Genomic DNA, 13538 nt, shown 5'->3' on the forward strand with positions numbered 1-13538 from the left:
ATGAACGCAAAAAGAACGCCGTCGTCTCAAAAGTATCACCGAAAAATTGCCAGGATTTTATTCCTCGTGAAGAAAAACACACCACTCATCAAGCGATATTTAACGGTCGTAATAGCTTTTCTAAGACCGATGTCGAGCGGATATTTATGGCCAATAATCTACGTAAATACCCAAAGCAGCGAGCCTAGATTGGAAAGTTACTTTCCAATCTAGGCTCGCTGTAAATATTGAGGTGGCTGAGAGGTCCTTTTGTCCCAGCTTTTTTGATAGGCTTATTGATTATATTTGTCAGCGAACCCACTTAAACGCATAATAAATTTAACAATTTCTACCACCACCACAATTGAGAGGGCGGCTGCGACAACAATTCCCCATTGTCCAGCTGTTAAAGCATGAACATCAAAGAATTGACTGATACCAGGAATTAATACAACACCTAAAAGCATTGCTCCGGATACTAAGAAGGCTAAGTTTAGCCACTTGTTGTCAAAAGGATTACGGCTGAATAGGGAAGCGAAAACGGATTTGACGTTATATGAATGGAATAGTTGGATTAAACCAAGTGTAATGAAGGCCATAGTCTCAGCAAGAACGTGTCGTTCCTCTCCTATTAAGGATGTTTGCATTGGGCCTTCAGCAGCATACCAATATACGAATAGCGTAATTAAAGCTTCTAGAATCCCTTGATAAAGGATAGAGGGTGCCACCCCAAAGGATAAGAAAGAATCTTTTTTAGTACGTGGACGGTGTGACATTACATCAGACTCTGCTTTCTCCATACCTAATGCGATAGCAGGGAAGACATCCGTTACTAAGTTAATCCACAGGATATGAATTGGTTCTAAAATCACCCAACCGAATAAAGTGGCTGTAAATAAAGTGATCACCTCTCCAAGGTTAGCAGAAAGTAAGAACTGAACAGCTTTTTGGATATTAGCAAATACTTTTCGTCCTTCTTCGACTGCTACAACTATGGTTTGGAAATTATCATCAGCTAAGACCATGTCTGAAGCACCCTTAGAGACTTCTGTACCAGTGATACCCATACCGACACCAATATCGGCTTGTTTAAGAGATGGCGCATCATTAACTCCATCACCGGTCATTGAGACAACGGCATCATTGGCTTGCCAAGCACGGATAATACGCACTTTATGCTCTGGTGAAACCCTAGCATAAACTGAGTAATTTCCAACTTCTTTAGCTAACTGATCGTCTGTAATTTCATCTAATTGGGCTCCGGTCATTACGTGACGTTCATTTTCGCTGTCATTTGGGTCTAAGATAGTTAAACGTTCAGCAATGGCCTGAGCAGTCATTGCGTGGTCTCCTGTGATCATGACAGTACGAATACCAGCCATACGCGCTTTTTCAATAGAAGCTTTGGCTTCTGTTCTTTCTGGGTCAATCATACCGACTAAACCAGTGAAAACTAGGTCCTTTTCTAAGGTTTCCGTTGTAACTTCAGCGGGAATCTCATCAATTATTTTATAGGCACCTGCTAAAACTCTTAATGCTTGCCGACCTAATTTAGCATTGACTTCTATAATTTCTTCTCGATCAGCCTCAGTCATTGCAGTAACTTCTTGGGCTTTTTGAATAGAGCTTGAGCGCTTAATTAATTGATCAGGAGCTCCTTTAACAAAGACTAGATAACGGCCATCATCGGTCTCATGAATGGTTGACATTAATTTACGGCCTGAATCAAAAGGAATTTCCTCTACTCGAGGGAATTGTCTTAATTGTCCTTTGAGATCCATCCCATGGTCTAAGGCGTATTGAATGAGGGCTGTTTCAGTAGGGTCACCGTTGACATTTCCTTGAGCATCGACTTTAGAGTCATTAGGGAAAGCGAAAGAGCAAATAAATTTACCATTATTATCAAGTGGATCTTGAGCATAATGCAATTGACCATCATAATAAACCTTTTCAACAGTCATTTGATTCAGTGTTAAAGTACCGGTTTTGTCTGAACAAATAACCATAGTTGATCCTAAAGTTTCAACAGCAGGAAGAGTTCTTACCAAGGCATTTCTGGCAGCCATGGTTCGCGTGCCTAAAGATAGAATAATGGTTGAAATAGCAGGTAAGCCTTCTGGAATAGCGGCAACTGCCAATGAAATAGAAACTAATAACATTTGAATTGGCGAGAATCCTTTAAGAAAGACACCAACAATAAAAGTTATGATAGCGATTGCGATAATTAAATAGGTAAGTGTTTTACCCAATTTTTCTTGGTCTTTTTGAAGTGGAGTGAGCTGCTTTTCCGTCGAAGACAACATGGCTGCAATATGTCCAACTTCTGTATCCATCCCTGTGTGAGTGACGATTCCTAAAGCGCGCCCATAGGTAATATTGGTTGAAGAGAAAGCCATATTGGATCGATCACCAATCCCAGCTTCTTTTTCAATAACCGCTTCGGCATGTTTTTCAACTGGAACAGATTCGCCAGTTAGTGCCGCTTCTTCGACTTTTAAGGAATTGGTTTCAACTAAGCGTATGTCCGCAGGAACGATGTCACCAGCTTCTAAACTAACTACATCGCCAGGAACAAGTTCAGTTGATTTGATTTTCATATATTCTCCATCGCGTAATACGTTGGCTTCAGGTGAAGACATATCACGCAAGGCGTTAATGGCATCTTCGGCCTTAGCCTCTTGGAAAACTCCAAGCACTGCATTTAATAGGACAACAATCAGAATAATAATTGAATCAGTTGGTCCTTCTCCTTCCATATATCCAACAAATGCAGATATGACAGAAGCAACTAACAGAACAATGATCATAAAATCTTTAAATTGGTCCACAAATTTTTGTAGAAGAGACCTTGTTTCTTCTTCTTTCAAGGTGTTTTCACCGTATTGCTCCAAACGCTTTTTTACTTCTGTTTGACTTAATCCGCTCTTAATATCGGTATCTAATTCGCTTATAATCTCTTGATTTGATTTAGTATAAGCAACAAAATCTTTGCTAGACATCCACTTTCCCCCTTTAATTTAACGTGTTTATAAGATTGACTTCGAATAGAAAAAAGACTCATGCCACTTGGGCAACACAAAGCTGCGCTCAATGGCATAAGTCTCACTATTTCAGACTGTACCAGTAGTAAAACTACTTAACGTTGTTGATACAGCCAAGATATCATCTATCTTAAGTTACTCCCTTATGAACATCTAGCTAAATTATAATCAATAGCACATTTTTATGCAAATTTTTTTGTAAAGATAGTCAAAGTTTTAAATCAGGAGTAGTTGTCAAATTTGAAGAAAGATTGATGAAATTTAGTAAAAACCTTTATAAATTTTGATAATTAAGCATTCTAAGGTCGTTGGCTCTTGATTTATGGTAAAGTATAATTGTAGACGAAACATAGTATTTAAGGAGGTTATCAAGATGTTTAAGAGAAAAAATATTTTATCATTTGTTCTAGTGAGCAACCTATTGGCAGTACCAATATTTCAAACCCAAGAAGTTTTAGCTCAAGTTGAAACGCAAGCACAAGAAAATTTTGTAGAGCCTACTTTTAATATTTTTTTACAAGTAGATGAGAATGTCCCCCAAGCTCAAAAAGAGATTTCCTATGATATTATTGATATAGCAAGTCAAGAGGTTGTTTATTCTTATCGTAGTGACAATACTGAACAGCAACCAATTGAATTGACTGCTGGTGAATATATCTTCCGTTTATATGATGACGGGAAGTTTCAAAGGGGAGGACAATCAGTTCGACCTTATCAAGTTCAAATCGTTCAAGAAAAACAAGAGAAGGCTGATGAAATTGCTGAGGATTCAGGAGAAATTGTTGAGTTGGCCGATCAAACGATAGTATATGATTATGCCTTTACAATTGACGGCAATTATTTAGAAACACCTCCGATTTTTAACATTTATTTAGTCGGTGATCAAGTTCAAAACCCTCAAGTACCAAAGATTGAATCACCAACTGCAGACAGTAGTCAAGAAGCTGATAATAGTGAAGAAAACAGTCAAACAGAAGTTGCTGACGAATTAGGAAACGTTAATGTAATTCTTAAGGACAGTGTGGGTAATGGCGTTCCGAATGTAGGAATAGTGATCAATGGGCAGGAAGTTTTAACCGATGAACAAGGGATCGCTCAATTTCAAGAAGTTCCTACTGGTAACTATGTAATGAATTTTGGTCGATTACCAGAAGCAATGTCAGGATATGAAATTGAAGAAAATGTTGAGATTTACTCAGGTCAAACTTACGACTTTCCTTTGATATTGTCAGGTGTTATCGAAGATTCAACAAGTTCTCAAACAACTGTAGAAGCTAAAGCTGATTTACAAATCGAAGTATATGATCAAGAGGAAGCACCGGTTGAAGGAGTTAAGATTGAATTGACCAAACTGGATGATCCTCAATTTAAACAAGAATTAGTATCCGACCAATTAGGTGTCGCTCAAGCTTCTGATATTCCCACTGGCAATTACCAATATCAAGTAATCGAAACACCGGAAACACATTCAGCTCAAGGAACATTATTAGAAACACAAGTTTCTGCTAATGAAGAAAATCGTCAAGTAATTGGTATTACCAAGTTAGACCAAGTTGGTCAACTGAATATCTTAGTTACCGATACTCAAGGTCAAGCAATTTCCCAAGCTGAAGTTCAAGTGTTAGACCAAGTTTATACGACTGATGACAATGGCTCTATCTTTATTGATTCATTGCCAGTGGGTGATTACGATGTTACCTTGGTGACGACTTCAGGAAATGCTGATTTAGAGTCCAATGTTCAAAGGGTTGAAGTTTCAGTTAATCAGCCTACTGATTTAACATTTGAAATAGAAGAGCCGACTACAACAATGGAACCGACTACAACTGCTGAACCTACTACAGAAGAGCCAACTACGACGACACAGGATCCCAAAGCGGTTTTGACGATTAAAGTTCAAGATCAAAAGGCTGAAGCGGTAGAAGGTGTGAGCATACGCCTAATCAATACTGAAGATGGCCAAGAACAGGAAATAACGACTGATAGTCAAGGTCTAGCCTCAGCTAGTGATCTTGCTCTAGGTAACTACCAATACCAAGTCAGTCAAACCCCTGAAGGATATGTAGCCCAAGGCAATCTAATAGATGTAGCTGTAGAAAATGAAGCGCCAGAGTTACAAGCTGTGACTATTCAAAAAGAAGCTGAGGTGGGTCAAGTTTCAATAGCTGTCAGCAATAGTCAAGGTCAAGCTGTTGCAAATGTGCAAATGCAAATTGGCGAGTTGACTGTTGAAACTAACAAGAATGGAATAGCTTTAATTGAAGAAGTGCCTGTAGGCAGTTATGAAGTCCAGTTTGTTTCTATTCCTGAAGTTTACCGTGCAGATCAATTCTCTCCAGAAACGATTGAAGTGGATGCAAACCAAAAAGTTGAACTAGCTTATCAGCTGGAAGAAAATGTTACGACTGATGAGCCTTCAACTACGCCAGAGCCGACAACCACAACTGAAGAAGTGATTACATCAATAGAGCCAACAACTACGACACTAGCATCAACTACACAAGAGTCAACTACCACAACTGTTGAGGAAACGACTGTTACCGAAGAAGCGACCGTTCCTGAAATGGTCTTTAAGGACTTAGAAAATGGAGGACAAGTCCTCTTAACCAAGGCAGACGCTAAAAATGTGGAGAAGGTTCTTATTCAAAAAGTTGATTTAAATGCCGCTAATCTCCCTTCTGAATTGAAAGGTAAAGATTTTGTAGCTTATGAAATCAAAGCTTTTAATCAAAACGGTAGTGAAATAAAATTGGAAAATCCAACAATAATCAAACTTCCTACCCGTCCAATTAATAGTCAACTTTTAGCCATGAAAGTTATGGGCCAACAAGTTGAAGGATTAAAAGTACGCCTTAACCGAGAAACAGCCACTGTTGAAAGCAAAGGCCTTGGTATTGTAGCCTTAGTATACAAAGACGCCAAAACTGATCAATCAACAACCACTCAAACTCAAGAGGATAGGAAAGCAGTTGTTGTTAAAAAGTCAACCGATCGTAAAGAAGCTGAAAAAGGCAATTTACCAACAGCTGGTGAAACAACTTCAAAAGTGATTTACTTAGTCGCAGGCATTTTAGTAGTTGGGGGAGCACTACTGATTGCTCTAAGAAAAAGAAATCAATTTAAAGACAAATAGATTTTTGAAAACAATCCCTAATATTTTTAGGGGTTGTTTTTTGTGTCTAACAAATCTAATAAATGTTAGATAATTGGATGATGAGTAAATAAGAGTATGCTAAAATTGAGAGTGTGAATAGTAGAGGAGGCTTAACATGGATACACAACTTATGTTTGGATACGGCTCACAAGCGGTTGGATTAAGCTTAGACAAGTTAAATCGACATGGTCTTATAGCGGGAGCGACCGGAACGGGTAAAACGGTTACCTTAAAAGTTATAGCTGAACAGCTAAGTTTAGCTGGCATACCTGTATTTTTATCAGATATTAAAGGCGATTTGATATCTTTGGCTGAGATGGGTAGTTCTCAAGCATTTATTGAAAGATTACAAGCCACTCACTATGAAAATTATGATAATCAAGCTTTTCCTATCGAACTGTGGGATGCCCATGGGCAATCAGGGCTGCCACTGAGAGTTACTGTTTCCGAAATGGGACCCATTTTATTAGCCAACCTATTAGGTTTAAATGAGACACAAACTAGTATTTTGAATGTGGTTTTTTCGGTAGCAGACGAAAAAGGGCTTTTATTGATTGACTTAACAGATTTAAGAGCAATGCTAAATTTCGTAGGCGAACATGCCAAAGAATTAAGCGGTAGTTATGGGAATATTTCCAAAGCATCCATTGGTGTTATTTTGCGCAGTATTGTAGTTTTAGAACAGCAAGGAGCTGATGCTTTTTTTGCTGAGCCTAGTCTAGAGATTGAAGATTTATTAAGGGTAGATGAATCAGGAAAAGGCATTATAAACATTTTGAATGCCAGCAAGCTCTATCAAACTCCCACACTTTATGCCATGGTCTTGTTAGCACTCCTAGGAGAGCTCTTTGACAGTCTTCCGGAAGTGGGCGATTTAGCTAAACCTAAAATGGTTTTCTTTTTTGATGAAGCCCATGTTTTGTTTGATGGAACTCCGAAGGTGCTGGTTGAAAAGATAGAATTGATGGTTCGCTTAATTCGCTCCAAGGGGGTAGGCATCTTTTTTGTCACTCAAAACCCTATGGACCTTCCAGACAGTGTGTCTTCACAATTAGGCAATCGAATTCAACATGGCTTAAGAGCATTTACACCAAAGGAACTTAAAGTGGTCAAAGCAGTGAGTCAAACTTTCCGACAAGCAGAATCTTCAGCTGTTGATTTGGAAAAAGTGCTCCAAGCGTTAGCCACCGGAGAGGCTGTTGTTTCTACTCTAGATTCAAAAGGCACACCAAATGTTGCTGAACGAGTTATGATTTATCCTCCGATGAGTAAGTTGGGCCTTGTTGACCCTCAAACTATTTTGAAGACGATTAACCACTCACAACTCTTAGATAAATATAGTGAAACAATTAATCGTGAGTCTGCTCACGAACAATTAAATCAAGCTATGCAAGAAACACAAGAAGAAATGATTGAATCGATTGATGGCAAAGCAGAGGACCTCTCAACCAACCAACGCATTAAAGAGCTGGAAGCAGAATTAGCTAAACAGCTTAAGAAGTCAGGCAAAACAGCTTCAAGACGGACGGATTCAAATTTTGACCGCTTTACTAAAAATATGATGAGTCAGGTTGGTCGCGAGATAGGCCGAGTTATCACACGTTCGATATCTGGTATGTTCAAAAAGTAGACTTTAGCGATTAATAAAGGATGATGATTCTTAAAAAAATGTTATAATCAGTAGGGATGCAATATGATAAATGTTTAACACTTTATTCTAGCAATAATTAAAAAGGAGCATTAATTTCTATGACATTAAAACTCATCACTATTGACCTTGATGAAACACTCCTCAGGACTGACAAGACTTATGATCGGGATCGCTTTAACCGCGTTCTGAAACGGTTAAGAGAAGCAGGAGTGATCGTGGCAATTGCTACTGGTAATTCTTATCAGAAAATTGCAGATTACTTTGAAGAGTCTGTCTGGCCGGACTTATATTTTGCTTGTGATAATGGTAATTACATTGTCAAGAATGATCAGACCTTAAAGAAGATTGGCATTCCATATGAAGGTTTTACCCAAATTATCGACTTTTTAGATGAATTTCAAGCCTATTCTCCCGTTTTAGGATTAGGCGATGCGGCTTATTTTAGAGACACTAAGGGTCCATTATTTGATTTCATTTCACGCTACGCTAAAGATGTAAACTACATTCCTCAATTTTCTGAACTGCCTGAAGATTCTGTTGTAACAAAAATTGCGATTGCGACACAAGATACACTTGACCGCAATAAAGTCTTAGCTCGTATAATCAACGAGCGTTATCAAGAAGTTACTGCAGTTACTTCAGGAGATGGATGGGTAGATGTATATAATAAAGAGGGTGGTAAAGGCAGCGCCTTGCTTTATTTACAAAACAAATACAATATTAAAGCTGAGGAATCGATGGCCTTTGGTGATTCTTTGAATGATGAAAGCATGATGGCTCAAGTCCACTACAGTATAGCAATGGATAATGCCGATAAAGACTTGGCTATGCAATGTCGCTATAAAATCGGAAATAATAATGACCAATCAGTTATTTGTGTGCTAGAAGATTATATACAATCATTTGAATTAGACTTTTTAGAAAAATACCGTACAATTAAAGAATAGTAGGTTGATTAAATGGTAAAGAGAACGCAAAAGAAAAACATCAAGAACAGAATGGACGAGATGGCTCAAATTGACGCTTTCTTAATTCCGGCTCATCAAGCAGAAATGTATAAAGTTTTAAGACAAGCAGTAGCCGAAGAAGCCATTGAATATTGGCGAGCAAAATATCCTCAGGTTTCTCGTATAAAGGATAATCCTGATGAAGGCGAGGCTATTCAAATTAAAAATGCTGAGGATCAAGAAGTTTTTCGTTTCTATCTTAATCCTTCTAATATTTCTCAAGCGCAAAAGGCAAGAGATAAAGATCAACTGGATAAGTTTTTAATCAAATTTGAAAATATAGACAAAAATTCCCCACCAATGGTTTAATCAACGGTGGGGTTTATTATTATACCTTCATTTTCAGAGCTTCTTGATAAATTGAAAATAGCTGTCGACCAATTTGAGGAAGGTCGCGTTCGATGGCAATTTCATAGGCTTTTTCTACTAATGAAGGGAGTTTGCCTTCATAGGCTAGTTGAATTTTTTCTTGAAAGGCTTTAAGGTCTATAGCTTTATGAACATTCACACCGTCTTCCAGCCAACCATCAAATACAGGGATATCACGCACAATAAAATCTGTTTTCATGGCGCAAGCTTCAATTGCAGGAATACCTTCAGTTTCTTCAAAAGTCGGGAAAATATAAAGATTGCTCGCTAACAAACCGGCCCGTATATCTTCATTAGGTACATAACCAGCAAATTTTAAGTTAGGTAATTTCGTAGAGACAGCCTTTTTTATTTCATCCGGTACATAGCGCAAGTCAAGATAGCCAAACCAAATAAATTGAATGTGAGGCATCCGTTTGGCTAATTCAACAAAGTCAAGAATCCCTTTGCGTTTTAAGTATAGTCCAATCCCCATTACAACAAAATCATCAGGCTGATAGTCGTACTTTTGACGGAAAACTTTCTTAAGTTTCTCAGTGTCTAGAGGTTGAAATCTAGATAGGTCTATCCCGTTAGAAACAGAATAAATCGGTTGATCGAGACCGTAATTTTCAAGCAGGCTCTTAGAATATGGAGTAGGGGTGATGAGAATATCACCCAAACGGTAACAAGTTAGCAGCCATTGTTTAAAACTAGGTGCTAGAAAATTTGAGAAACGGAAGGAGTTCTCAAAGTCCTCTTTAGTCGAGTGGGCATGATAAATGACTGGAATATTCTTGCGGCGACATTTGGCTGCTAAAAGATAGGATTTAGGGAAGTAGGTATTAATATGTAATAGGTCAAAAGAGTCCTTGGGATTCATGGTATAATCGATTCCCATATATTCCAATGCTTTTTGCTGATGATGAATGGCTTTGCCTAAGCCTGAGCGTTTGATTTGCTCGAGATTGCCTGAATAAAGTAAAACGCGCATCTACTTACCTACTTTCTCTTTTAAAAATCTTAAAAAACTTATTTTTAATGAATGTAATACTTATTTTATCGAACAGGCCCTATTTTAACAAGTTTTACTAAGTCTTGTTAAAGCAATTTAGTCTTTACCAATGATTTGATGTATAATCCAATAGATGGGCAAAGCGACTTTGAGAGGGGGCTTTTTAATGACAGGACATTTTGGTCAAATTTTCTTACTGCCTGGACGCTCGTTACTTGAAAAAGAAATTGAGAGGTTGCAAGTGGATTTATCGCAAGCTGTATTTGAGTATGATGAATTAATTTATAAGGATTGTTTTTATTTAGAAAAGCACTTTTATTTAAATTTTGGTAAAGAATGGCTCAATTTATTAAAAGCTCATTTTCAAGCTGTCTTCTTAGAAAGAAAGTATAGAATAATACGTCTTTATAAGGAAAAGAATCAAAAGCTAAAACTGCAACAGTTAGAAAAAGATTTATCTGTTTATCAGCAGTTAATTATTGAAACGGAAGAAAAGATACAATCAGCAGAACACTCTATCTACGAAGATACTTTAACAGAAGAAGAGGCGCGCTTGATGCGGGGAATGTACCGTCAAATAGTTTCTAATGTCCACCCTCTTCTATATCCTTTACAAACAAAACACCAAGAGGTACTTTATCAAAAAGCCTTGACTGCCTATAAAAGAGATAATAAAGAGATTCTTCAATTGATTTTAGATCATTTAAATGAAGATTATGCTCAAGCGTCTCCATTAAAATTAAGCCAACTAGTCGATGTGAGGAATGCCTTGTTAGTCTCTTTATATGAAAAGAGGAATCAATTGGCCTTAAGACGATCTGATTTTCCCTATCTCATTCGCGATTACGTTCTAAATGATGAATTAGGCGAGAAAATGCGACAAAGTCTGATGCAGAGACGAAGTCAATTTAAGCAAAAAATAAAACAATTGGAGTTAGAAATTGCTAAGTTAAAAGAGAGTTAATCCTCTATTTAGTCCTTTCACTTCAAGACCCAAACTTTTTAACCAAAACCTAAGGTAAATAACAGAGGAGCAATACATGGCAAATAATTTTGAAAAAAACCAACTCTTACAAGCAAGAGTAGAAGATTTAACTCATGAAGGGTTGGGTGTCGCTAAAATTGAGGGCTTTCCATTCTTTATTGAAGGAGCCTTACCGCAAGAAGACATTGAATTTAAAGTCATAAAAATCGGAAAAAAATATGGCTTTGGAAAGTTAGAAAAAGTCGTAAATAAAAGTCCTGACCGAGTAGCCATAACCGATGATATCGGGCGTCAAACGGGAACGATGACCTTACAACACTTGTCTTACGAGGCACAGTTAGCATTTAAAGAAAAGGTTGTGAGAGATGCTTTTGAACGTATTGGGCATTTTAAAGAATTGACCATTCAACCGACTATGGGTATGGATGATCCATGGGGATACCGTAATAAGGCTCAAATTCCAGTTCGGATGGTTAAAAGTAAGTTAGAAACGGGATTCTTTCGAAAAAATAGTCACGACCTCATTCCAGTTGAAGACTACCATATTCAAGATCCCGCTATTGATCAAGCGATTCTAATGGTTCGGGACCTTTTAAGAAAGTACCACATTCCGGCTTATGATGAGCAAGCTCACAAAGGCTGCATGCGTCATTTAATTGTAAGAAAAGGCCATTATAGTGGTCAATTAATGGTCATTTTAGTTTCTAAAGCTAAAAAAATTCCTCAACTTGAAGAATTAATGCAAGAGATGATTAAAAAAATTCCTCAGCTGGTATCAATTATTCAAAATATTAATCCCGCCAAAACAAATGTTATTATGGGAAAAGAGACTTATTGTTTATGGGGAAAAGAGTATTTTGAAGATCAGATGTTAGAGATGACTTTCCGAATATCACCACAATCTTTCTATCAAATTAATACTCCTCAAGCTGAGCGTTTATATCAGCTGGCTATTGCAGCAGCAGAACTAGATGGCAGTGAGACTGTATTGGACGCTTATTGTGGCATAGGCACCTTATCCTTAGCGCTTGCCAAACATGCTCAAGCGGTCTATGCCATGGAAGTAGTGGTTGAAGCCGTCGAAATGGCTGAGAAAAATGCCGAAATCAATCAGATAGATAATGTGCATTTTGAAGCGGGTTTAGCAGAAGATTGGCTAGCAAGATGGAATCAAGAAGCCATTCGTTTTGATGTGGTGACAGTGGATCCACCGCGCAAGGGATTGGATCCTCAGTTTATTGAAAGCTTAGTGGAACAAGATCCAGCTAAGATTGTCTATGTTTCTTGTAATCCAGCTACCCAAGCGCGTGATTGTCAACTACTTGCTCAAGCGGGCTATCAAGTCAAAAGTATTCAACCGGTTGATCTTTTCCCATTCACTAATCATGTGGAGACGGTAGCTTTATTAACAAAACTCAATAAATAAGATTTTAAACCAATGAAATTAAGAGCTGGTCCAATTTTCTTCAATAAGGAATTGGAACAGCTCTTTTTTATATGAAAAGTATAAATTGTATTAAATAATAAATAATACAATCAAATTAAAGTTTTTTAAAACGATCTTCGATTATAATCCTTTCGTCTTACTTCTATAATTAAGCTATAAAGAAAAAATACATTTTTGAAAGGAAAACATTATGATAGGAGAAAACATTTTACTCAGTTCCGTGTTTGTTGCCGGATTATTGTCATTTTTTGCACCCTGTACCTTCCCCTTAATTCCAGTCTATATTGGTTTTATGACGGATGAAGCAGGAGAATATCAAAAATTAAAAATTGGCAAGTTCGAAATCAATAAGGGAGGCATTATTAAAACCATGTCCTTCGTATTAGGACTTTCAACCAGTTTTATTATTTTAGGTTTTGGCGCAGGATGGTTAGGCCAAGCCCTAAATAATTCTTCCATTTTAATCTTTGCAGGCTTTTTAGTTTTTTTACTGGGTGTCCACCAAATGGATATCATCCACTTTAAAAAACTGGATCGTATGCGTGGAATACAAGTGAATGTAAAACAGAAAAAAGCCTTAGGAACCTATCTGATGGGTGTTTCCTTTAGTCTTGGCTGGACACCTTGTGTAGGACCAATATTAGGAGCTGTTTTAGTCACTTCCGCCAGCGGAGACACTCAATTTTACGGAGCCTTCTTGATGTTAATTTACTCATTAGGGCTAATGATTCCCTTTTTGATTATGGCGATTCTATCCACTTATATGTTAGACCGTGTTAGCTTTTTCAAAAAACATCTGGTAACCATCAAACGAACAGGTGGCTTCTTGGTAATGATAATGGGAATCGTCCTAATGACCAATCAACTTCCCAACTTAGTCGCTTATTTTAATAACTTATTCAATTAGGAGG

9 protein-coding genes are annotated in these 13538 nt (G+C 37.5%); 7 read left to right on the forward strand and 2 right to left on the reverse strand.

Going from position 1 to position 13538, the window contains the following annotated elements:
* Positions 1-272: 272 nt before the first annotated feature.
* A complete protein-coding gene (locus ACQV2T_RS01365; RefSeq protein ID WP_428873454.1) occupies positions 273-2978 on the reverse strand; it encodes a cation-translocating P-type ATPase in 2706 nt (901 codons plus the stop codon).
* 415 nt (positions 2979-3393) lie between these two features.
* Here ACQV2T_RS01365 and ACQV2T_RS01370 point away from each other — a divergent pair, with 415 nt between their 5' ends.
* The 4 genes from ACQV2T_RS01370 (at position 3394) to ACQV2T_RS01385 (ending at position 9141) form a co-directional block, all read left to right on the forward strand.
* Positions 3394-6153: a SpaA isopeptide-forming pilin-related protein gene (locus ACQV2T_RS01370; RefSeq protein WP_428893142.1), complete on the forward strand. Its 2760-nt coding sequence runs from the start codon at positions 3394-3396 to the stop codon at positions 6151-6153.
* 136 nt (positions 6154-6289) lie between these two features.
* Positions 6290-7804, forward strand: coding sequence for a helicase HerA-like domain-containing protein (locus ACQV2T_RS01375; RefSeq protein WP_428873456.1), 1515 nt, complete (start codon positions 6290-6292; stop codon positions 7802-7804).
* Between the two features lie 119 nt (positions 7805-7923).
* Positions 7924-8772, forward strand: a complete 849-nt coding sequence (locus ACQV2T_RS01380; RefSeq protein WP_428875014.1) for an HAD-IIB family hydrolase — start codon at positions 7924-7926, stop codon at positions 8770-8772.
* Between the two features lie 12 nt (positions 8773-8784).
* Positions 8785-9141 (forward strand): hypothetical protein, encoded by a 357-nt coding sequence (locus tag ACQV2T_RS01385; protein ID WP_428873458.1) that lies wholly within the window; start codon positions 8785-8787, stop codon positions 9139-9141.
* Between the two features lie 19 nt (positions 9142-9160).
* Here ACQV2T_RS01385 and ACQV2T_RS01390 read toward each other — a convergent pair whose 3' ends face one another.
* Positions 9161-10174: a glycosyltransferase gene (locus ACQV2T_RS01390; RefSeq protein WP_428875015.1), complete on the reverse strand. Its 1014-nt coding sequence runs from the start codon at positions 10172-10174 to the stop codon at positions 9161-9163.
* Positions 10175-10361: 187 nt separating this feature from the next.
* On the opposite strand from ACQV2T_RS01390, the gene ACQV2T_RS01395 reads away from it, so the two are divergent.
* From ACQV2T_RS01395 to ACQV2T_RS01405, 3 genes are all read left to right on the forward strand, one after another.
* Positions 10362-11159, forward strand: a complete 798-nt coding sequence (locus ACQV2T_RS01395) for a hypothetical protein (RefSeq protein WP_428873461.1) — start codon at positions 10362-10364, stop codon at positions 11157-11159.
* Positions 11160-11235: 76 nt separating this feature from the next.
* Positions 11236-12606, forward strand: a complete 1371-nt coding sequence (gene rlmD, locus ACQV2T_RS01400) for a 23S rRNA (uracil(1939)-C(5))-methyltransferase RlmD (RefSeq protein ID WP_428891809.1) — start codon at positions 11236-11238, stop codon at positions 12604-12606.
* Positions 12607-12817: 211 nt separating this feature from the next.
* On the forward strand, positions 12818-13534 hold the full coding sequence (locus tag ACQV2T_RS01405; RefSeq protein ID WP_428873480.1) for a cytochrome c biogenesis CcdA family protein: 717 nt from the start codon (positions 12818-12820) through the stop codon (positions 13532-13534).
* Positions 13535-13538: the final 4 nt, after the last annotated feature.

It is taken from the genome of Facklamia sp. P13069 (assembly GCF_050409405.1).
Taxonomy (GTDB): Bacteria; Bacillota; Bacilli; order Lactobacillales; family Aerococcaceae; genus Facklamia.

Bases quoted from the DNA above. Each gene is read 5' to 3' on its own strand.
- ACQV2T_RS01405 (WP_428873480.1), top strand. From the start codon at position 12,818: ATGATAGGAGAAAACATTTTACTCAGTTCCGTGTTTGTTGCCGGATTA.
- ACQV2T_RS01385 (WP_428873458.1), top strand. From the start codon at position 8,785: ATGGTAAAGAGAACGCAAAAGAAAAACATCAAGAACAGAATGGACGAG.
- ACQV2T_RS01365 (WP_428873454.1), bottom strand. From the start codon at position 2,978: ATGTCTAGCAAAGATTTTGTTGCTTATACTAAATCAAATCAAGAGATT.
- ACQV2T_RS01395 (WP_428873461.1), top strand. From the start codon at position 10,362: ATGACAGGACATTTTGGTCAAATTTTCTTACTGCCTGGACGCTCGTTA.
- rlmD (WP_428891809.1), top strand. From the start codon at position 11,236: ATGGCAAATAATTTTGAAAAAAACCAACTCTTACAAGCAAGAGTAGAA.
- ACQV2T_RS01390 (WP_428875015.1), bottom strand. From the start codon at position 10,174: ATGCGCGTTTTACTTTATTCAGGCAATCTCGAGCAAATCAAACGCTCA.
- ACQV2T_RS01370 (WP_428893142.1), top strand. From the start codon at position 3,394: ATGTTTAAGAGAAAAAATATTTTATCATTTGTTCTAGTGAGCAACCTA.
- ACQV2T_RS01380 (WP_428875014.1), top strand. From the start codon at position 7,924: ATGACATTAAAACTCATCACTATTGACCTTGATGAAACACTCCTCAGG.
- ACQV2T_RS01375 (WP_428873456.1), top strand. From the start codon at position 6,290: ATGGATACACAACTTATGTTTGGATACGGCTCACAAGCGGTTGGATTA.